The 18,143-nt window shown below is 54.5% G+C and carries 21 protein-coding genes; 14 read left to right on the top strand and 7 right to left on the bottom strand.

The window, feature by feature from the left end; genetic code table 11:
- Positions 1–15: 15 nt before the first annotated feature.
- From I6G83_RS11170 to I6G83_RS11115, 12 genes are all read left to right on the top strand, one after another.
- Positions 16–1,185: a phage tail sheath protein gene (locus I6G83_RS11170; protein ID WP_015671016.1), complete on the top strand. Its 1,170-nt coding sequence runs from the start codon at positions 16–18 to the stop codon at positions 1,183–1,185.
- A gap of 13 nt (positions 1,186–1,198) precedes the next feature.
- Complete coding sequence (locus tag I6G83_RS11165; protein ID WP_015671015.1) at positions 1,199–1,708, top strand: phage major tail tube protein; 510 nt, start codon at positions 1,199–1,201, stop codon at positions 1,706–1,708.
- A 69-nt stretch (positions 1,709–1,777) separates the two neighbouring features.
- The gene (locus tag I6G83_RS11160) at positions 1,778–2,065 is read left to right on the top strand and encodes a phage tail assembly protein (protein ID WP_054305803.1); all 288 of its coding nucleotides are present in this window, start codon (positions 1,778–1,780) and stop codon (positions 2,063–2,065) included.
- A gap of 20 nt (positions 2,066–2,085) precedes the next feature.
- Positions 2,086–2,220: a GpE family phage tail protein gene (locus I6G83_RS11155; RefSeq protein ID WP_054305808.1), complete on the top strand. Its 135-nt coding sequence runs from the start codon at positions 2,086–2,088 to the stop codon at positions 2,218–2,220.
- Positions 2,213–4,270, top strand: coding sequence for a phage tail tape measure protein (locus I6G83_RS11150; protein ID WP_054305804.1), 2,058 nt, complete (start codon positions 2,213–2,215; stop codon positions 4,268–4,270). The genes I6G83_RS11155 and I6G83_RS11150 overlap by 8 nt, the downstream gene beginning before the upstream one ends.
- A gap of 12 nt (positions 4,271–4,282) precedes the next feature.
- Positions 4,283–4,765 (top strand): phage tail protein, encoded by a 483-nt coding sequence (locus I6G83_RS11145; RefSeq protein ID WP_054305805.1) that lies wholly within the window; start codon positions 4,283–4,285, stop codon positions 4,763–4,765.
- Positions 4,762–5,901 (top strand): contractile injection system protein, VgrG/Pvc8 family, encoded by a 1,140-nt coding sequence (locus I6G83_RS11140; RefSeq protein WP_054305806.1) that lies wholly within the window; start codon positions 4,762–4,764, stop codon positions 5,899–5,901. Before I6G83_RS11145 ends, I6G83_RS11140 begins: the two co-directional genes overlap by 4 nt.
- An 88-nt stretch (positions 5,902–5,989) precedes the next feature.
- Positions 5,990–6,223, top strand: a complete 234-nt coding sequence (locus I6G83_RS11135; protein WP_072186101.1) for an ogr/Delta-like zinc finger family protein — start codon at positions 5,990–5,992, stop codon at positions 6,221–6,223.
- Positions 6,224–6,226: 3 nt separating this feature from the next.
- The gene (locus tag I6G83_RS11130; protein WP_062779167.1) at positions 6,227–6,793 is read left to right on the top strand and encodes a phage tail protein I; all 567 of its coding nucleotides are present in this window, start codon (positions 6,227–6,229) and stop codon (positions 6,791–6,793) included.
- Between the two features lie 11 nt (positions 6,794–6,804).
- A complete protein-coding gene (locus I6G83_RS11125) occupies positions 6,805–8,460 on the top strand; it encodes a phage tail-collar fiber domain-containing protein (RefSeq protein WP_054307975.1) in 1,656 nt (551 codons plus the stop codon).
- A gap of 3 nt (positions 8,461–8,463) precedes the next feature.
- Positions 8,464–9,009, top strand: coding sequence for a tail fiber assembly protein (locus tag I6G83_RS11120; RefSeq protein WP_054307974.1), 546 nt, complete (start codon positions 8,464–8,466; stop codon positions 9,007–9,009).
- A 302-nt stretch (positions 9,010–9,311) separates the two neighbouring features.
- Entirely contained in the window at positions 9,312–9,683 is a 372-nt protein-coding gene (locus tag I6G83_RS11115) for a hypothetical protein (protein WP_054307973.1), read from the top strand.
- 82 nt (positions 9,684–9,765) lie between these two features.
- Here the strand turns inward: I6G83_RS11115 and rplS are convergent, their stop codons facing one another.
- The 5 genes from rplS to ffh all read right to left on the bottom strand — a co-directional run bounded on the left by rplS (position 9,766) and on the right by ffh (position 13,378).
- Positions 9,766–10,122, bottom strand: coding sequence for a 50S ribosomal protein L19 (rplS, locus tag I6G83_RS11110; RefSeq protein WP_004932484.1), 357 nt, complete (start codon positions 10,120–10,122; stop codon positions 9,766–9,768).
- A gap of 43 nt (positions 10,123–10,165) precedes the next feature.
- Entirely contained in the window at positions 10,166–10,933 is a 768-nt protein-coding gene (gene trmD / locus I6G83_RS11105; RefSeq protein ID WP_015671005.1) for a tRNA (guanosine(37)-N1)-methyltransferase TrmD, read from the bottom strand.
- A 52-nt stretch (positions 10,934–10,985) separates the two neighbouring features.
- Positions 10,986–11,534, bottom strand: a complete 549-nt coding sequence (gene rimM / locus I6G83_RS11100; protein WP_054307972.1) for a ribosome maturation factor RimM — start codon at positions 11,532–11,534, stop codon at positions 10,986–10,988.
- A gap of 18 nt (positions 11,535–11,552) precedes the next feature.
- Positions 11,553–11,801: a 30S ribosomal protein S16 gene (rpsP, locus tag I6G83_RS11095; protein ID WP_004932501.1), complete on the bottom strand. Its 249-nt coding sequence runs from the start codon at positions 11,799–11,801 to the stop codon at positions 11,553–11,555.
- Between the two features lie 215 nt (positions 11,802–12,016).
- Complete coding sequence (gene ffh / locus I6G83_RS11090; protein WP_054307971.1) at positions 12,017–13,378, bottom strand: signal recognition particle protein; 1,362 nt, start codon at positions 13,376–13,378, stop codon at positions 12,017–12,019.
- Positions 13,379–13,546: 168 nt separating this feature from the next.
- Between ffh and I6G83_RS11085 the strand changes: the two genes are divergently transcribed.
- Positions 13,547–14,338, top strand: coding sequence for a cytochrome C assembly family protein (locus I6G83_RS11085; RefSeq protein ID WP_054307970.1), 792 nt, complete (start codon positions 13,547–13,549; stop codon positions 14,336–14,338).
- 59 nt (positions 14,339–14,397) lie between these two features.
- Positions 14,398–15,687, top strand: a complete 1,290-nt coding sequence (locus I6G83_RS11080; protein ID WP_015671001.1) for an HlyC/CorC family transporter — start codon at positions 14,398–14,400, stop codon at positions 15,685–15,687.
- Positions 15,688–15,756: 69 nt separating this feature from the next.
- Here I6G83_RS11080 and luxS read toward each other — a convergent pair whose 3' ends face one another.
- Both luxS and gshA read right to left on the bottom strand, forming a co-directional pair.
- Positions 15,757–16,272 (bottom strand): S-ribosylhomocysteine lyase, encoded by a 516-nt coding sequence (gene luxS, locus I6G83_RS11075; RefSeq protein WP_015671000.1) that lies wholly within the window; start codon positions 16,270–16,272, stop codon positions 15,757–15,759.
- Between the two features lie 167 nt (positions 16,273–16,439).
- A complete protein-coding gene (gene gshA / locus I6G83_RS11070) occupies positions 16,440–18,041 on the bottom strand; it encodes a glutamate--cysteine ligase (RefSeq protein ID WP_174545401.1) in 1,602 nt (533 codons plus the stop codon).
- Between the last annotated feature and the right edge of the window lie 102 nt (positions 18,042–18,143).

The following is an 18,143-nucleotide window of genomic DNA, read 5'->3' as shown; positions in this document are numbered from 1 at the left end:
AAACGGAGTAATACTATGGGTGACTATCACCACGGCGTACGTGTCCTTGAAATCAACGAAGGCACTCGCGTAATTTCCACCGTCTCAACGGCGGTCATCGGCATGGTTTGTACCGCAGAAGATGCCGATGCCAGCGTTTTTCCACTTAACCAACCGGTGCTGATCACCGACGTACTGGCCGCCAGCGGCAAAGCCGGTAAAAAAGGGACGCTGTCCGCCGCGCTGCTGGCCATCGCCGAGCAAGCCAAACCGGTCACCGTGGTCGTACGCGTCGCCGAAGGTCAGGACGAAGCGGAAACCACCTCCAACATTATCGGCGGCGCCGATGAGAACGGTAAATACACCGGCATGAAAGCCCTGCTGGCGGCACAGGCTGAACTGGGCGTGAAACCGCGTATTCTCGGCGTGCCCGGCTTCGATAATCTGCAGGTCGCCACGGCGCTGGCAGCCATTTGTCAGCAGCTGCGCGCCTTCGGCTATATCAGCGCCTACGGCTGTAAAACCGTTACGGAAGCCATTGCCTACCGTAAAAACTTCAGCCAGCGCGAGCTGATGCTGATTTGGCCTGACTTCGTCAGTTGGAACACCACCACCAACAGCAGCGATATTGCCTATGCCACCGCCCGTGCGCTCGGCCTGCGCGCCAAGATTGACCAGGAGACCGGCTGGCATAAGTCGCTGTCCAACGTCGGCGTCAACGGCGTCAGCGGTATTTCCGCCAGCGTCTTCTGGGATCTGCAAACGACAGGCACCGATGCCGACCTGCTGAATGAAGCCTGCGTCACCACGCTGATCCGCAAAGACGGCTTCAAATTCTGGGGTTCACGCACCTGCGCCGACGATCCGCTGTTCCAGTTTGAAAACTATACCCGCACCGCACAGGTGCTGGCAGACACCATGGCCGAAGCACACCTGTGGGCGGTGGATCGTCCCCTGACGCCAACGCTGATCCGCGACATGATCGACGGCATTAAAGCCAAATTCCGCGAGCTGAAATCCGCCGGCCTGATCATCGACGGCGACTGCTGGTACGACGAAAGCGCTAACGACCAGGAAACCCTGAAAGCCGGCAAGCTGTTCATCGATTACGACTACACCCCGGTGCCGCCGCTGGAAGACCTCACCCTGCGTCAACGCATTACCGATCGCTACCTGGCGAACTTCGCCGCGTCCGTAAACAGCTAAGGAGAACAACAAGATGGCATTACCAAAGAAATTGAAATACCTGAACCTGTTTAACGACGGCTTCAACTATATGGGCGTGGTTTCCTCGCTGACCCTGCCAAAACTGACCCGCAAGCTGGAGAAATACCGCGGCGGCGGCATGAACGGCGCGGCATCGGTCGACTTTGGCCTGGACGATGATGCGCTGGTGGTCGAGTGGACCATGGGCGGCATCGATGAACTGGTGCTGAAGCAATGGGGCCAGGTCGACGCGGTACCGCTGCGTTTCACCGGTTCTTTCCAACGCGATGACAGCGGCGACGTTTCCGCGTTGGAAGTGGTGATGCGCGGCCGCCACAAAGAGATCGACAGCGGTGATTTCAAGCAAGGCGAAGATACGGAAACCAAGGTCTCGACCGACTGTACCTACTTCAAGCTGAGCATCGACGGCAAAGAGCTGATTGAGATCGATACCGTCAACATGATCGAAAAAGTGGACGGCGTCGACCTGCTGGCCGCACACCGCAAGGCCATCGGCCTGTAATCGTTATACCGACGGCCAGCCGGGCGCTGGCCGCTTTACCCCATAGCCAACACAGTTAAGGAAAAAACAATGGAAATGAACACCTCTCAGGATACCAGCGTCGTACTCGATACCCCAATCAAACGCGGCGACAGCGAAATTAGCGAAGTCATGGTCACCAAGCCCACCGCAGGCAGTCTGCGCGGCATCGGCCTGGCGGCGCTGGCAAATGCCGACGTGGACGCGCTGATCACCATTTTGCCGCGCGTCACCTACCCGAACCTGACCAAAGAAGAGTGCGCCCGTCTGGAACTGCCGGACCTGATCGCGCTGGCTGGCATGGTGATCGGTTTTTTAGCGCCGAAGTCGGCGGAGTAAACATCGACCCGGTGCTGACCGTGGACGATCTGATGGCGGATATTGCGGTGATTTTTCACTGGCCGCCATCGGAGATGAACGGTATGGGGCTGGGGGAGTTGATCGACTGGCGCCAGCGGGCCCTTCAACGTAGTGGAGTAGAAACCGATGAGTAACCAACAGGCTGCCGACGATATTATTCTCAACGGCATTACGCTAAAAGCAGCCAACCGCGATGTCATTCTGTCGACCAAGCGGGTTCACTATGCGCAAAAACAGCTCGCACAGCTGAAAAAGTTGGCGGCGCTGAGGCGCCAGGCTGACGAGGTTCAACAACAGTTAAATCACAACCGGGCGGCGCGCGCATCGCAGCCCGCCACCATATCCTCTATGGAGGATATCAAAACTGGTCAGCAATTAATCTTCGATGCCGTCTTCCAACAGGCGCGGAGCAAAATGCTGTCCTTCCAGCAGGGCCGGCTGAGCAAAAAACTCGGAAAAAAAGGTGTCAACACCGCGCAACTGGATGAAGCCACGCAACAGCAAAGTAAGCGCCTGAATTGGGAGCAAATGTTGCTCGGGGCGAACAAATCCATACAAAACGACCAACGTCAGCGCAGTCGTGCACAAGTATTTGTTAACCAGGACCGCCGTCAGGGGCGTATTGATGCGCTGGGCAAATTTACCGAACCCGCAGCCGCAGTCAGCAATACGCTGTTCAGCGGCGGCAAGCAGCTATTTACGCCCGGCGTGCAGTTTGAGCAGCAGCTTTCTGCTCTGCAGGCACAGCTGGGATTGGCACAAAACGATCCGCACTTGCTGGCGCTGCAACAGCAGGCCAGCCAACGACAAAGCGGCGCCGATACGCCAGCCGATATACAGCAGGCACAGGCGGCGCTGGCAAACAGCGGCTATGACGCCAACGCAGTGCTGACCGCCGCGCCGGCCGCATTACGTTTAGCCAAGGCAAGCGGCAGCAGCATTGACGAGGCGGTAAAAGCGCTCACCGGCGTACAGCAGGCCTTCAAACTGCCGGTCGATCAGGCCAATAACATCGCCGACGTTATGGCCAAAGCCAGCAACAGCTATGCGCTCCCTCTGACGGACCTGAACAAACAGCTGGTCTCGGCAGCGCCCGACGCGCTCAGCCGGGGAACAGGCCTGGAACAAACGGCGGCGCAATTGGCTCCGGCCGGTAAACAGTTAGGCAATGTTGCCGGCGCCGCTCAGGCGATAGTGACGGTACGGGGCGACAACCTAGACGGCGATATACAAAAACTGTTCGCCAGCTGGGATCGCATCCGCATTGATCTGTTCGGCGGACAGAACAGCGCGTTGCGGGAGCTAACGCAAACGGCGACCAAGTGGCTGGATACGCTGCAGCAATGGGTAACCAATAACCCGGAACTGACCGCAACGCTGATCACCGTTGCCGGCGCTATAGCCGTACTGCTTGGCGGCCTTGCCGGCATCGGCACATTTATTGTTCCGGCCCTCAGCGCCATCAATATGCTGATGAGCGGCGCCGCACTGCTCGGCGGTATTTTCAGCGGTGTCGGCAGCGCCATCGCCGCCGCATTTGCCGCGCTTGGCCTCCCCATTGTTGCGGTCATCGCCGCTGTCATCGCGGGCGCGGCGGTCATTTATAAATATTGGGAGCCAATTTCCGCATTTATTGGCGGCATTATCGACGGTGTTCTTGAAGCACTCGCGCCGTTTAAAAGCCTGTTCGAGCCGATCGGTGAACTGTTCAGCTTCATCATAGGAAAAATCAAGGATTTCCTTACTCCGGTCAAAATGACGCAAGAAGGCTTAAACAAGATTTCAGACGTTGGGAGATCCATGGGGAAAGCCTTGGCTGAAGCCTTAACCGACCCGCTATCGCTCGTGAAAAGCGTCAGCGGTTACGTCGTCGGGTTGCTGGAGAAAGTGGGTTTGCTGAAGAAGGAGGCAAAACAGGAAAACAGCCTGCCACCGCCTGCCGCTCCCGTATTGGAACACGATACCCCCATTAACGCAGTGCGTTCTCCGCTAACGACCTATCAACCGGCCATAACGCCCGGCGTCGCTGCCACGGCCGGCAACAGAACGGTGACCAATAACGTGACGATTCATACCACGCCGGGCATGGACCGCGAGGAAATTCATAATATCTATTACCAACTCAATCAGGAGCAGCAGTGGGAAAGCGACCGTTTATCACAATCCCAATTTGCCCATAATTAAGGAGCCAACGCCATGATGCTAACCCTTGGGATCTACGTATTTAAGCTGCGTACGCTTCCCTACCAAACCATTAAACGTGATGTCACCTATCAGTGGCCGGAAAACAAACGCGTAGGCCAACGCGCGACTTCGCAATTCCTTGGCCCTGACGCCGAAACCATCACCCTGTCGGGGCAGCTGATGCCGGAACTGACCGGGGGCCGTATCTCACTCGCCGTTCTGCAGGCAATGGCGGACCAGGGGCGAGCCTGGCCGCTGATTGAAGGGAGTGGAACGATTTACGGCATGTTTGTGATTCAACGGTTAAGCCAGACCGGCACGCAGCTGTTCCCCGATGGCCAACCACGACAAATTAATTTTGATATCACGCTGAAGCGCGTGGATGAGTCGCTGCACGCCATGTTTGGCGATCTGCGTACGCAGGCGGAAGGCGTGTTGCATAAAGCCGGCGTGCTGTTGGACAAGGCAAAACAGGCGGCGGGACTTAACTCATGATCACCGACACCGCTTTGCCAATGGGGGGCAAGATTGCCCCTGATTTTATTATCACGTTGGATGACAAGGATATTACTGCGTCCATCGCACCTCGGTTGATTTCGCTGAAGCTTAAAGACGTCAGCGGCTTTGCCGCAGACTCTCTGAGCATCATTTTAGACGATAGCGACGGCCAGCTCATCATGCCCAGACGCGGCGCGCTGTTAACGCTTTATATTGGCTGGCAAGGTTCGGCGTTATTTGGACATGGCTCATTCGTCATTGACACCATTACCCATACCGGCGCACCGGACCAACTGACAATATCGGCTAACAGCGCTGATTTTAGACGCTCACTCAACCAATTACGCAGCCAGTCTTATTCTGATATTGCTCTGGGAGACATCATTAAACAAATATCGGAACGCAACCAGCTGCGCGCCCCGAATGTAGACACCGGGCTCAGCGAAATAACCATTCCGCATATCGATCAGACCAATGAGTCAGACCTGCAATTCCTGGTACGGCTGGCGACGCTCAATGGCGCCAAGGTGAGTTTACGCTTCCAGAGGATTTCATTCTTCAAGCCTGGAGTGGGCGGCGTCAGCAACGGTGAGCCTCTGCAAGTACAGGTTCTTACCCGCAATGACGGTGATAAGCATAGCTTCAACATCGCGGATAAAAACGCCTATAGCGGCGTCAGCGCCGTTTGGCTAAACACCGATAAACCTAACGACGCGAATAAAAAAATTCGTCTCGACCGCCAGTTGCCGGGAGGCTCCAAAAATACCGCCGGTTCACCACCAGCAAAACCTGGCGCTCAAACATCGCCAAACAACTATCTACTCGGTGCCGGAGACAACATATTTAATATCCCTAAGATCTTTCGGGATAAAGATGCTGCGATGCGCGGCGCCGAAGCCGTATTCAAACGAATACAGCAAGGATTGGCCAAGTTCACCATCAACCTGGCTATCGGGCGACCGGACCTGGTGCCAGGCACGCCAATCATCGTTCGCGGCTTCAAATCGCAGATTGATAGTCAGCGGTGGGCCATCAACACCATCACCCACATCCTGAGCAGCAGCGGATACACCTGCACTTTGGACCTACAGGTGATGCTTGATGACGTCACTTACCACACAACAGAAATGTGAACTCAATTACGAGTTAATATCTTGCATTTGCGAGATACGGATGTAATATAAATCACAGAGCTTGAATAAACGATAGAGGGATTTGATTATGATGCACTGTCCAGTATGCGGTAACGTCGCTCACACCCGTTCCAGCCGTTACCTGAGCGAATCAACCAAAGAACGCTACCACCAATGCCAGAACATTAACTGCAGCTGTACGTTTGCTACGCACGAGTCGGTTGCGCGCGTCATCGTTAAGCGTGGAGATAGCCCACAGGCACCGGCCGCAGTGGCCACGGGCAAAGCACGCTCGGCAACGCAAACCGCGGCCAAGGGGTAAACCATGCCACCGTTTGACGCCGATTTATTAGCAAATCAGGCAACCAACCGGCTGTTGCCGGTTGGTTCGACGCTGCTCGAAGTCGCCGCGGCGCAGGCCTGCGCCGAACTGGAACACGTATCGGTGTCACTGCGCGACTTATGGAACCCGGCAACCTGCCCGGTCAATTTATTACCTTACCTGGCCTGGGCCTTTTCCGTCGATCACTGGGATGAAACATGGCCGGAAGAGACAAAACGCAGCGTTATCGCCTCAGCCTTTTTTGTCCACCGGCATAAGGGCACGCTCGGTGCAATACGCCGCGTAGTTGAACCACTGGGCTACCTGATTAACGTTGACGAATGGTGGCACGGCGGCGATGACCCACCCGGCACCTTCCGGCTCAATATCGGCGTACTGGAAAGCGGCATCAGCGAAGACATGTACCTTGAGATGGAACGCATGATCGCCGATGCCAAACCCGTAAGTCGCCATTTACTTGGCCTGACAATTTCACAAGCCGTGGCAGGATACGTCTATACAGGCGCGGCGGCTCTTGACGGTGATGTCACCACCGTTTACCCCGGATAGAGATACCCAACATGACGAAATATAAAGCGATAATAACCACTGCCGGCGCAGCAAAAATTGCCGCCGCAACGGCCGGCGGGACACAGCTAAAGATTACGCATATGGCCGTCGGCGACGGCAATGGCACACTGCCCGAACCCACGCCAGAACAAACGAAGCTGCTTAATGAACAATACCGTGCTGCGCTCAACGCATTGGATATTGCCAATGCGTCGAAAGATCATATCGTCGCCGAACTGATCATACCGGCAAACGTCGGCGGTTTCTGGCTGCGTGAAATGGGGTTGTTCGACGAATCCGGCGAACTGATCGCCGTCGGCAATATGGCCGAAAGCTACAAACCCAAGTTGGAAGAAGGTAGCGGGCGTACGCAAACGCTGCGCATGATCCTGATCGTCAGCAATACCGACGCCATCCAGGTAATTGCCGGTGACGATACGGTGTTGGCGAGCAGAGACTTTGTCGAGAAAGCCTTATTGGATCATGAAGGCTCACGCCGCCACCCCGACGCCACCACCACGGCAAAAGGTTTCGTGATGCTGTCAAACGCCACTAACAGCCCGGATGAAAACAAAGCGATAACTCCGGCGGCGCTGAAACAGGTCAATGATGCCGGGTTGAAAAAAGCGTCAAACCTCAGCGACGTGCCAAATAAAGAAACGGCCCGACGTAATCTGCAGCTGGGTAGTGCAGCCACCAAAAACGTCGGTACCGAAAGCGGGCAGCTGATGGCCGTAGGCGCTTTCGGCCTGGGGGGAGCGGCAATTAACATCAGCGATGCTAATGCTGCCAGTAAAACCGGCTTTTACAAGTTAGCACCTGGAGCCGCAAATACACCTAATCCCGCAGCCAACTGGGAAATGCTGTGTATTAAATACGATGCAATATCCGCCAAACAGCTTTTTTGGCACGCTGGTGCAAATACTACCCGCACATATATACGCTACTGCACCTCTCCCGCAGGCGTATGGGGGCCATTTCAACAGTACTACAGCACGGAAAACAAACCGACGTCTGCGGATGTGGGAGCCTGGAGTAAAAATGAAGCGGATGGTCGTTACTTAATGAAGAGCGGCGGGCAGTTAACCGGCCCATTAAAAACCAGCGCTGAAATACAGTCAACGGTGCCTAATAATTACCGCTCAATCGGCGGTGACTATGGGACATTCTGGCGTAACGACGGCAATAGCCTGTATTTGATGCTGACAAATGCCAAAGACCAATATGGTGGATTCAACGATATGCGTCCACTGTACGTTAATATAAAAAACGGTGCGGTGACAATGGGGCACGACGTTTCCATCAACGGCACCCTGAACGTCGGCCCCGCGGTTCATGCCAGCGATGGTAATATTATGGGCAGTCGCTGGGGTAATAAATGGCTATGGGATGCAATAATTGAACAAGTCAATAGCCGTGTAGACTGGGAGTCGTTCAACCTACACGTCGGAGCCAGAGCCACTATTGATTGGGTTAATCAAAACTTTATTCAAAGTGTTAGGTACAGTGCTGAGAAGAAAGTTGGCGCCACAGGAATTTATACCTATCACGAAAACACCGTATTGACCGGATTTGATAACCGAGACGGCGACTATTCTGCTGAAAGTTTATTTTGGAGTTACATCCAAATATATAAAAATGGTCAATGGATAACTATTGGAAGATAAATCATGGTAAATATAAAAAACTTCAAATTAGGCGAACCAACGACGCCAGAACAGTTAAGCTTGCGCGAACAACATAATGCCATGTTTCTTTATGCCGAAGATGGTACCGAGTGGTATAGCTGCCAAAAAAACTTTGCCAAAGATAGTATCAAATTTGCTTACGACAAGCGTGGAGTTATTCGCAGTATAGCCGTAAACAAAGATGTATCTACATTATGGCCTGCCGATCTCAGCGTCGTTGAAGTCATGGATACTGAATATAATCGCCAAGCTGATATTTCCGGCGAATGGATATTTGATGGTGAAAAAATAAGCAAGCGGATCTATCTGCCACAAGAGTATCAAGAAAAAGCCATGGTGGAACAGGCTGCACGTTTAGCCACTGCCACTAAAGCCATCGCCCCGCTACAGGACGCCGTAGAGTTGAATATAGCGAATGAAACCGAAATCGCTTTATTAGCTGATTGGAAAACATACCGGGTCATGCTGAATCGCCTTGATCTCACTGCAGCTCCTAATATTGACTGGCCACCAGAGCCTCACTTGTAAAGAGTCGCCACCCAGCTTCGCGACACGACTGCCGACAAGCCTGCTCCTGCAGGCTTTTTTACCCTCAGCCACCAAAGTAGCAATTGCAAGCCAAGCTAAATAATCCGCAAAACAATAACTTACAGTATATTAAACTTACAATCAATCAGTTACCATGATGATAGTGTGGGAATAACATCATTCTCAACGCTCAGGCTTCGTTCAAAAATCACTCAGACAGGGAACATAGTCGAAATATGGCGGAACCGGATCCTCCCGCCCTTATCAATACTTCAATAAACTACACGCACAAAGAGGTTGTCATGCAAGTTAAAAAAACGCTGCTCGCCCTGGGGTTACTGCTGCCTATGGCGGCGATGGCTATGCCGAAAGGCTTTGTCGATCCCACCACCTTCAAAGGCAGCGAGGCGGAAAAACAGTCGGCGGTCAACTACATCAAAGCCAGAACGCAAAAAGATATGAAAACCATCGGGGTCGATAGCCCGGCCACATTACGCATGATGGAACAGAGCAATCTGGACGCCTTTAAACAGCTGACGGCGGCTACCGATAAGAAACTGCTGAAAAAAGTCATCAAGACGTATTGCGGCCAGATCGATATGTGCACCTATCAAAACCTGAAGATGATGTACGACCGCGATCTTGAGGCCAGCAAGCAGGACTTAAACTGGTAAGCTCCCTGTTTTTATTTGACCATAAAAAAAGGGTCTGCCATCAGGCAGACCCTTTTATCACTATTAACTTTCGGATGCAGCGTTAGCCGACGCGGTTCAGACGCTCTTTGATACGAGCAGCCTTACCAGTACGCTCACGCAGGTAGTACAGTTTGGCTTTACGAACGGCACCACGACGTTTCACAGTAATGCTGTCGATTACTGGGGAGTGAGTCTGGAATACGCGCTCAACACCTTCGCCGTTGGAAATCTTACGAACAGTGAATGCAGAGTGCAGACCGCGGTTACGGATAGCGATAACCACGCCCTCGAATGCCTGCAGACGTTTTTTGCTACCTTCAACGACCCATACCTTAACTTCCACGGAATCACCCGGACGGAACGCAGGTACGTCTTGCTTCATCTGCTCTTGTTCAAGTTGCTTAATAATGTTGCTCATAATATGTCTCTTACCCTAGGTAAACTGATATATCGGCGTCGTCTTAGACGTTGCCTTCATAGTCCTGTTGCGAAGCCCGGTGTTCCCGTTGGAACTCGGCCAGCAACACCTCTTGCTCGTCAGTCAGAGCTAGGCTTTCTAGAAGTTCAGGTCTTCTAAGCCAGGTTCGGCCCAGCGACTGCTTTAAGCGCCAGCGACGTATCTCGGCATGGTTTCCCGACAGTAAAACCGGCGGTACCTCCATCCCTTCCAACACCTCAGGCCGGGTATAGTGCGGGCAGTCCAGCAATCCGTCGGCAAAAGAGTCTTCTTCTGCTGACGCCTGACGTCCCAGCACGCCCGGGATAAATCGGGCGACCGAATCGATCAGGGTCATTGCCGGCAGTTCCCCGCCGCTGAGTACGTAATCGCCGATTGACCATTCTTCGTCAATTTCGGTTTGGATCACGCGCTCATCAATCCCTTCGTAGCGGCCGCACACCAAAATCATCTTTTGGTTGGCCGCCAGTTCGCACACGCCGGTTTGATCCAGCTTGCGCCCCTGAGGTGAAAGATAAATCACCTTTGCACCCTCGCCTGCCGCTGTTTTCGCCGCTGCGATGGCTTCCCGTAAAGGTTGCACCATCATCAACATTCCCGGGCCGCCGCCGTATGGGCGATCGTCCACGGTACGATGCCGGTCGTAGGTGAAGTCACGCGGACTCCAACACTGGACGCTCAGCAGGCCATTCTTTACTGCCCGGCCAGTCACTCCGTAATCGGTGATGGCGCGAAACATTTCAGGAAACAGGCTTACAATACCAATAAACACAAGCCAATCTCCGTACCGTTATTCCGCTTGCTTCGACCGTATAATCCGGAGGTCAAAAACCAGGATCCCAATCTGCCTCGATAACCTTGGCAGCGAGATCGACTTTCTTGATAACCTGCCCATGAAGGAATGGAATCAACCTCTCCTTCATACCGAATGCATCTTTCAGGTTTGCCCGCACGACCATCACGTCGTTTGAACCGGTCTCCATCATATCGATGACTTTGCCCAGATCGTAGCCGGAGGGGGTGACTACCTGGCAGCCCATCAGGTCTTTCCAGTAGTAATCATCCTCTTCCAACTGCGGAAGCTGATTGGAATCCACGACAATTTCGCAATTGGTCAACAGATTCGCCTCATCCCGATCGTCAATGCCTTTGACCTTAACGATCAGATCCTGATTGTGGCGACGCCAGCTCTCAAGCTCAACGTGCTGCCACTGACCCGCCTTCTGGATAAACCAGGGCTGATAGTCAAAAATGCTTTCGGCGTTTTCGGTGGATGAAAACACTCTGAGCCAACCACGAATGCCGTAACTGGAGCCCAGTTTGCCGAGTACAATCGGCTGCTCAGGCGCCAGCGGTTTATGTTGCTTGCTCATTGCCACCACCGCGACAGATTAAGCTGCTTTCTTAGCGTCTTTGATCAGCGCGTGAACGCGATCAGAAACGGTTGCACCCAGGCCGACCCAATGTTCGATGCGGTCCAGGTCCAGACGCAGTGCTTCAGCCTGACCAGAAGCGATCGGGTTGAAGAAGCCTACGCGCTCGATGAAGCGACCGTCACGAGCGTTGCGGCTGTCGGTCACTACTACTTGATAAAACGGACGCTTTTTAGCGCCGCCACGTGCCAAACGAATTGTTACCATAACATCCTCTTTAGTTAATAAAACAGCCGGGCCCCATTGAGGGACGGGGCCCGGTTGCAATATAAAAAGCCCGAAAATTTTACTCATTTTGGCGCAAAAAGCAATCTAAAGCGTAGATTGCCGCTAATTCGTTTTGTCACCATCACACTTTCGGACGTTTTTTTGCCGCAAGCGGCAATACGGTCAGCGTCGCAATCACTGAATAGCGGCGACGCTTAGCGGCCCGGGAAGCCCGGCGGCATCATGCCTTTCATGTTGCGCATCATCTTCGCCATGCCGCCTTTTTTCATCTTTTTCATCATGCGCTGCATTTCGTCAAACTGCTTGAGCAGACGGTTGACGTCCTGCACCTGCATGCCGGAACCCATCGCGATACGGCGCTTGCGCGACCCTTTGATGATTTCCGGTTTGGCGCGCTCTTTCAGCGTCATCGAGTTGATGATCGCTTCCATACGCACCAGCACTTTGTCATCCATCTGCGATTTGACATTATCCGGCAGCTGGCCCGCGCCCGGCAGCTTGCTCAGCATGCTGGCCATACCGCCCATATTGCGCATCTGTTTCAGCTGGTCCAGGAAGTCGGTCAGGTCGAAGCCGTCGCCTTTTTTCAGCTTGCTGGCCAGTTTCTCAGCCTGCTCGCGGTCAACCTTGCTCTCGATATCTTCGATCAGCGACAGCACGTCGCCCATGCCGAGAATACGTGACGCCACGCGGTCCGGGTGGAACGGCTCCAGCGCTTCGGTTTTTTCGCCGACGCCGAGGAATTTGATCGGTTTACCGGTGATATGACGGATGGAGAGCGCGGCGCCGCCGCGCGCATCGCCGTCAACCTTGGTCAGCACTACGCCGGTCAGCGGCAGCGCTTCATTAAAGGCTTTAGCGGTATTGGCGGCGTCCTGGCCGGTCATGGCGTCGACCACAAACAGCGTTTCCACCGGGTTGATCGCCGCGTGCACCTGTTTGATTTCGTCCATCATCGCTTCGTCGACGTGCAAACGGCCGGCGGTATCGACGATCAGCACGTCATAAAACTTCAGCTTCGCCTGCTGCAGCGCGCGGTTGACGATATCAAGCGGCTTGTCTTTGGCGTCAGACGGGAAGAAGTCGATGCCGACGTTTTCGGCCAGGGTCTCCAGCTGTTTGATCGCCGCAGGGCGATAAACGTCGGCGGACACTACCAGGACTTTCTTCTTCTGTTTCTCTTTCAGGAATTTGCCGAGCTTACCGACGCTGGTGGTTTTACCCGCGCCCTGCAGGCCCGCCATCAGCACCACCGCCGGCGGCTGGGCCGCCAGGTTCAGCTCGGTGTTCACCTCGCCCATCGCGGCGATCAGCTCGCCCTTAACGATTTTGACGAACTCCTGACCCGGCGTCAGGCTTTTGTTGACTTCATGACCGACCGCGCTCTCTTTTACGCGATTGATAAAGTCCCGCACTACCGGCAGCGCAACGTCGGCCTCCAGCAATGCCATCCGCACTTCGCGCAGGGTGTCTTTGATATTCTCTTCTGTCAGCCGCCCGCGGCCGCTGATATTGCGCAGTGTGCGCGATAATCGATCGGTTAAATTTTCAAACATCGTCTCAGGCTCAACGTAATGACAGGCCGCCATGGCGACACAATTGCGGCGATTATAACACGAAGCGTTAACGATCTCTGCCTCAGCGTTGGAGATCGGTTGGAGTGCGGCGCGCTCAACGCTATACTGACCTTTCGATTAACCACGCCGATGCCTAAAAATAACGCTATGCCAGTATTTTCCATCGTGGCTTTGATAGCCTACCTGCTCAGCCTTGGACTGATCATTCCCAGCTTGTTGCGGCAGAATAGCGCATACCGTCGGCTCGCCATCATTTCCGCCGTGGTGGCGCTGGTCAGCCACGCCATCGCGCTGCAGCAGCGGGTGTTCGACGTCAGCACCGGGCAAAACCTGAGCCTGCTGAACATCGGCTCGATTGTCAGCCTGATCATCTGCACCGTGATGACCATCGTCGCCTCGCGCAACCGCGGCTGGTTCCTGCTGCCGATCGTCTACAGCTTTGCCATGATCAACCTGACCTTCGCCAGCCTGCTGCCCGGCGAATTTATCACCCATCTGGAGGCCAGCCCCGAACTGATGGTGCATATCGGCCTGGCGCTGTTTGCCTACGCTACGCTGATTATCGCCGCGCTGTACGCGCTGCAGCTGGCCTGGCTCGATTATTTGCTGAAGAACAAAAAGCTCAGCTTTAGCGCGGATATGCCGCCGCTGATGAGCATTGAACGTAAAATGTTTCATATCACGCAGATCGGCGTCGTATTGCTGACGCTAACCCTGTGCACCGGGCTGCTGTATATGGATAATCTGTTCAGCAAGGAGAACGTGCACAAGGCGGTGCTGTCGATTATGGCGTGGTTTGTCTATATCGTCCTGCTGTGGGGCCACTACCACGAAGGCTGGCGCGGCCGCCGCGTGGTCTGGTTCAGTTTCGCCGGGGCGTTCTTACTCACGCTGGCCTATTTCGGCAGCCGGCTCATTCAGGAAATCATGGTGCGCTGAGCGCGCCATGCCTCATTCACCCATGAGGCTATTTTTCTCCATATATAAGGAATCTTGCGTTGGAGCACGTTTCGACCGCCACCCTAATCATCATTCTGGTGATCATGATTGTGGTTTCCGCTTATTTTTCAGCATCCGAAACCGGCATGATGACGCTCAACCGCTATCGTCTTCGTCACCTTTCCAAACAGGGCAACCGCTCAGCCCGCCGGGTAGAAAAGCTGCTGCAAAAGCCTGACCGCCTGATCGGACTGGTGCTGATCGGCAATAACCTGGTGAATATCCTGGCTTCTGCACTGGCAACCATCGTCGGGATGCGTCTGTATGGCGATCTGGGCGTGGCGATTGCCACCGGCGTGCTCACCTTCGCCGTCCTGCTGTTCGCCGAAGTGCTGCCGAAAACCTTTGCCGCCCTGTACCCGGAACGCATCGCGTTCCCCAGCAGTATGCTGCTGGCGCCGCTGCAAAAGGTCATGTTCCCGCTGGTATGGCTGCTGAACGGCATTACCAGCATCGTGCTGCGGCTGTTCGGCATCCGTATTAACCACCAGATCAGCGACGCCGTCAGTAAAGAAGAGCTGCGCACCATCGTCAACGAATCCCACTCGCAGATTTCACGCCGCTATCAGGACATGCTGATTTCGGTTCTCGATCTGGAAAAGGTCACGGTGGAAGACATCATGGTGCCGCGCAATGAGATCATGGGCATCGACGTTAACGATGACTGGAAGTCCATCATGCGCCAGCTGACGCACTCACCACACGGCCGCATTGTGCTGTATCGCGACTCGCTGGACGACGCTATCGGCATGCTGCGCGTGCGCGAGGCCTACCGCCTGATGACGGAAAAGAACGAGTTTAACAAAGAGAACCTGCTGCGCGCCGCCGATGAGATCTACTACGTGCCGGAAGGTACCCCGCTTAACGTGCAGCTGGTCAAATTCCAGCGTAATAAAGAGAAAGTGGGCATCGTCGTTGACGAATACGGCGATATTCAGGGGCTGGTCACGGTAGAGGATATCCTGGAAGAGATCGTCGGCGACTTCACCACCTCCATGTCCCCGACGCTGGCGGAAGAAGTTACGCCGCAAAGCGACGGCTCGGTGCTGATCGACGGCACCGCCAACGTGCGGGAGCTGAACAAAGCCTTTAACTGGAACCTGCCGGCCATTGAAGCGCGCACTATCAACGGGCTGCTGCTCGAAGAGCTGGGGGAGATCCCGGAAAGCGGCACCCGCATCCGCATCGGCCACTATGATTTTGATATTCTGGACGTGCAGGACAATATGATTAAGCAGGTGCGCGTCACGCCGATTAAACCGCTGCAGGAAAGCGTGCAAAACAGTTAACGCTCGCGCGGCATCCATAAAAAAGACGCGATAATCGCGTCTTTTTTATTGTCTGCGGCCGGCGCCTTATCAGATGTGCAGTTCCTGCAGCTTCTCTGCCGGCAGCGCCAGATCGTCGTTGCGGTTGACCACTACGTCGCGATCCAGAATATGCTTGGCAATATCCTGCGCTTCCTGCAGCGAGTGCATCTCATACGTCCCGCACTGGAATTCATTCAGCTCAGGGATTTTACGCTGGTCGGTCACCTTCAGCACGTCTGCCATCGCCGCTTTCCAGGCGTCGGCAACGCGTTGCTCTTCCGGCACGCCGATCAGGCTCATATAGAAGCCGGTGCGGCAACCCATTGGCGAGATATCGATAATCTCTACGCCCTGGCCATTCAGGTGATTACGCATAAACCCTGCGAACAGGTGTTCCAGCGTATGAATGCCGCGCTCTGGCATCACTTCTTTGTTTGGGATGCAAAAACGCAGGTCAAACACGGTGATGGTATCGCCATGAGGAGTTTTCATGGTTTTCGCAACGCGGACAGCCGGGGCTGCCATGCGAGTGTGGTCTACGGTAAAGCTATCCAGCAGTGGCATGTTGTCACCTCCTCGTAAAAGAAAAATTATTTAGGATTTTTTTTAGCGATCCAAGGAAACCTTTTCCCACCCTGCGGGTCTCAGTATATGAAAGACGCGCATTTGTTATCATCATCCCTGTCATCAGAGATGCATATTTGGCCACATTGATGTGGCCTTTTTCTTTTTCAGCCCCCGCCGTTTGCCTTCAGGAACTGTTCAAAGCTTAGCGTATCCGCCGCTTCTATGTCGCGCTGTCGTTGCCACGACTCGCGAGACTCCTGTGCAAACAGCTCGTCGCTGAGAATTTCCAGCGGTTCAGCGCGCAGCATCTGACGATAATGCTCCGCCAGTTCCAGCCCCACCTTACCGGTTCCGTCTTCCTGCATCGCCTTTAAGATGCGGGCGGAGAAGGTCTGCTCCGGATCGTCGAAAGCGGCGACCAGCCGATCGCACACCTGCTGATACGCCCGGTCGCCGGCTTCACTGTCCAGCACTTCCGCTACGCGCCGCAGATCGGCGAACAGCGCCTTGCCCACCTGGACCAGCGGCTTACGCGTATCGTTGCAGCCGATGCCGATGGTTTGTCCCGGCTTACGGCCTTCCAGAATCACGCGGTTCCAGTTTTTGCGCGTACACAGTAATTCATCGCTGTTCATTTCCGGCGCGTCCGCCAGGGTGCACCAGATCAGGAACAGGTCCAGGAAACGCGCCTGCACCGCATCAACGCCAATCGGCGAGAACGGGTTGATATCCAGCGAACGCACTTCGATATATTCAATGCCGCCGCGCAGCAAAGCATCGGACGGCGTCTCGCCGCTGCGGGTTACGCGCTTGGGACGAATCGGCGCATACAGTTCATTTTCAATCTGCAGCACGTTGGTATTCAGCTGCAGGTAATGGTCGCCCTGCTTCACCCCTAATTGCGCAAACTCTTCCGACGGCGTCACAATCGCCTTCTTCAGCCCTTCAACATAGCTGTGCAGGTCGTTGAAGGTAATCCCCAGATTGCTTTGCGACTTGTTGGTATAACCCAGGTCGCTCAGACGCAGCGAGGTGGCATACGGCAGATACAACATGCCGCGGCCGTTGCTTTCAAACGGCAGCGAGGTTTCCCGCCCCTTCAGGAACGAGGAGCAGATAGCCGGCGAGGCCCCGAACAGATAAGGGATCACCCAGCCAAAGCGGTAATAGTTGCGGATCAGGCGGAAATAACCGGCAGATATTTGCTCCTTACCGCTTTCCGCATCCTCAACCCCCGCCCAGGCCTGCCAGAACTCCATCGGCAGCGAGAAGTTGTAGTGAACGCCGGAAATCGTCTGCATCAAGGCACCATAGCGGTTTTTCAGCCCTTCGCGGTACAGCGTTTTCATCCGGCCGATATTCGATGAGCCGAACTGCGCCAGTTCAATATCCTGCTCGGCGCCGATAAAACACGGCATGCTCAGCGGCCACATGCGCTCTTCACCAATATTACGCGCCACATAGCGGTGGATATCGCGCAAGAACGTCAGCAGGTGATCGATATTGTCATCAACCGGCGTAATAAACTCTAACAGTGCCTCGGCAAAATCTGTGGTAATCCAATGGTGCGTTAATGCCGCCCCCAGATGTTCCGGATGTCCGGTCGTTGCCAGCTTGCCATCGGCCGTTACGCGTAGGGTTTCGCGCTCAATACCGCGGCGAATGCCTTTTAAGGCCTGAGGGTGGGCTTCCAGCCAAGAAAGCGCCTGTGATACGTCCGGGATCAAATTGACCTCCCGCTCCAAAAAACGATTACTCGTAAGCATACTGAAACCACGCCCGAAGAAGATTGTATTCATTCCCACCCATGCCGACCGCGGCAACGCGCACGTCGTTCACCGCCAGCCTGACAACGTTTAGGGTTATGT

Source organism: Serratia rubidaea, from assembly GCF_016026735.1.
Taxonomy (GTDB): domain Bacteria; phylum Pseudomonadota; class Gammaproteobacteria; order Enterobacterales; family Enterobacteriaceae; genus Serratia_B; species Serratia_B rubidaea.
This window is presented reverse-complemented; position numbering and strand designations above follow the sequence as displayed.

Bases quoted from the DNA above. Each gene is read 5' to 3' on its own strand.
- I6G83_RS11135 (WP_072186101.1), top strand. From the start codon at position 5,990: ATGATGCACTGTCCAGTATGCGGTAACGTCGCTCACACCCGTTCCAGC.
- I6G83_RS11145 (WP_054305805.1), top strand. From the start codon at position 4,283: ATGATGCTAACCCTTGGGATCTACGTATTTAAGCTGCGTACGCTTCCC.
- I6G83_RS11150 (WP_054305804.1), top strand. From the start codon at position 2,213: ATGAGTAACCAACAGGCTGCCGACGATATTATTCTCAACGGCATTACG.
- ffh (WP_054307971.1), bottom strand. From the start codon at position 13,378: ATGTTTGAAAATTTAACCGATCGATTATCGCGCACACTGCGCAATATC.
- I6G83_RS11120 (WP_054307974.1), top strand. From the start codon at position 8,464: ATGGTAAATATAAAAAACTTCAAATTAGGCGAACCAACGACGCCAGAA.
- I6G83_RS11125 (WP_054307975.1), top strand. From the start codon at position 6,805: ATGACGAAATATAAAGCGATAATAACCACTGCCGGCGCAGCAAAAATT.
- luxS (WP_015671000.1), bottom strand. From the start codon at position 16,272: ATGCCACTGCTGGATAGCTTTACCGTAGACCACACTCGCATGGCAGCC.
- rplS (WP_004932484.1), bottom strand. From the start codon at position 10,122: ATGAGCAACATTATTAAGCAACTTGAACAAGAGCAGATGAAGCAAGAC.
- I6G83_RS11115 (WP_054307973.1), top strand. From the start codon at position 9,312: ATGCAAGTTAAAAAAACGCTGCTCGCCCTGGGGTTACTGCTGCCTATG.
- I6G83_RS11130 (WP_062779167.1), top strand. From the start codon at position 6,227: ATGCCACCGTTTGACGCCGATTTATTAGCAAATCAGGCAACCAACCGG.
- I6G83_RS11140 (WP_054305806.1), top strand. From the start codon at position 4,762: ATGATCACCGACACCGCTTTGCCAATGGGGGGCAAGATTGCCCCTGAT.
- rimM (WP_054307972.1), bottom strand. From the start codon at position 11,534: ATGAGCAAGCAACATAAACCGCTGGCGCCTGAGCAGCCGATTGTACTC.
- I6G83_RS11170 (WP_015671016.1), top strand. From the start codon at position 16: ATGGGTGACTATCACCACGGCGTACGTGTCCTTGAAATCAACGAAGGC.
- rpsP (WP_004932501.1), bottom strand. From the start codon at position 11,801: ATGGTAACAATTCGTTTGGCACGTGGCGGCGCTAAAAAGCGTCCGTTT.
- I6G83_RS11165 (WP_015671015.1), top strand. From the start codon at position 1,199: ATGGCATTACCAAAGAAATTGAAATACCTGAACCTGTTTAACGACGGC.
- I6G83_RS11085 (WP_054307970.1), top strand. From the start codon at position 13,547: ATGCCAGTATTTTCCATCGTGGCTTTGATAGCCTACCTGCTCAGCCTT.
- gshA (WP_174545401.1), bottom strand. From the start codon at position 18,041: ATGCTTACGAGTAATCGTTTTTTGGAGCGGGAGGTCAATTTGATCCCG.
- I6G83_RS11160 (WP_054305803.1), top strand. From the start codon at position 1,778: ATGGAAATGAACACCTCTCAGGATACCAGCGTCGTACTCGATACCCCA.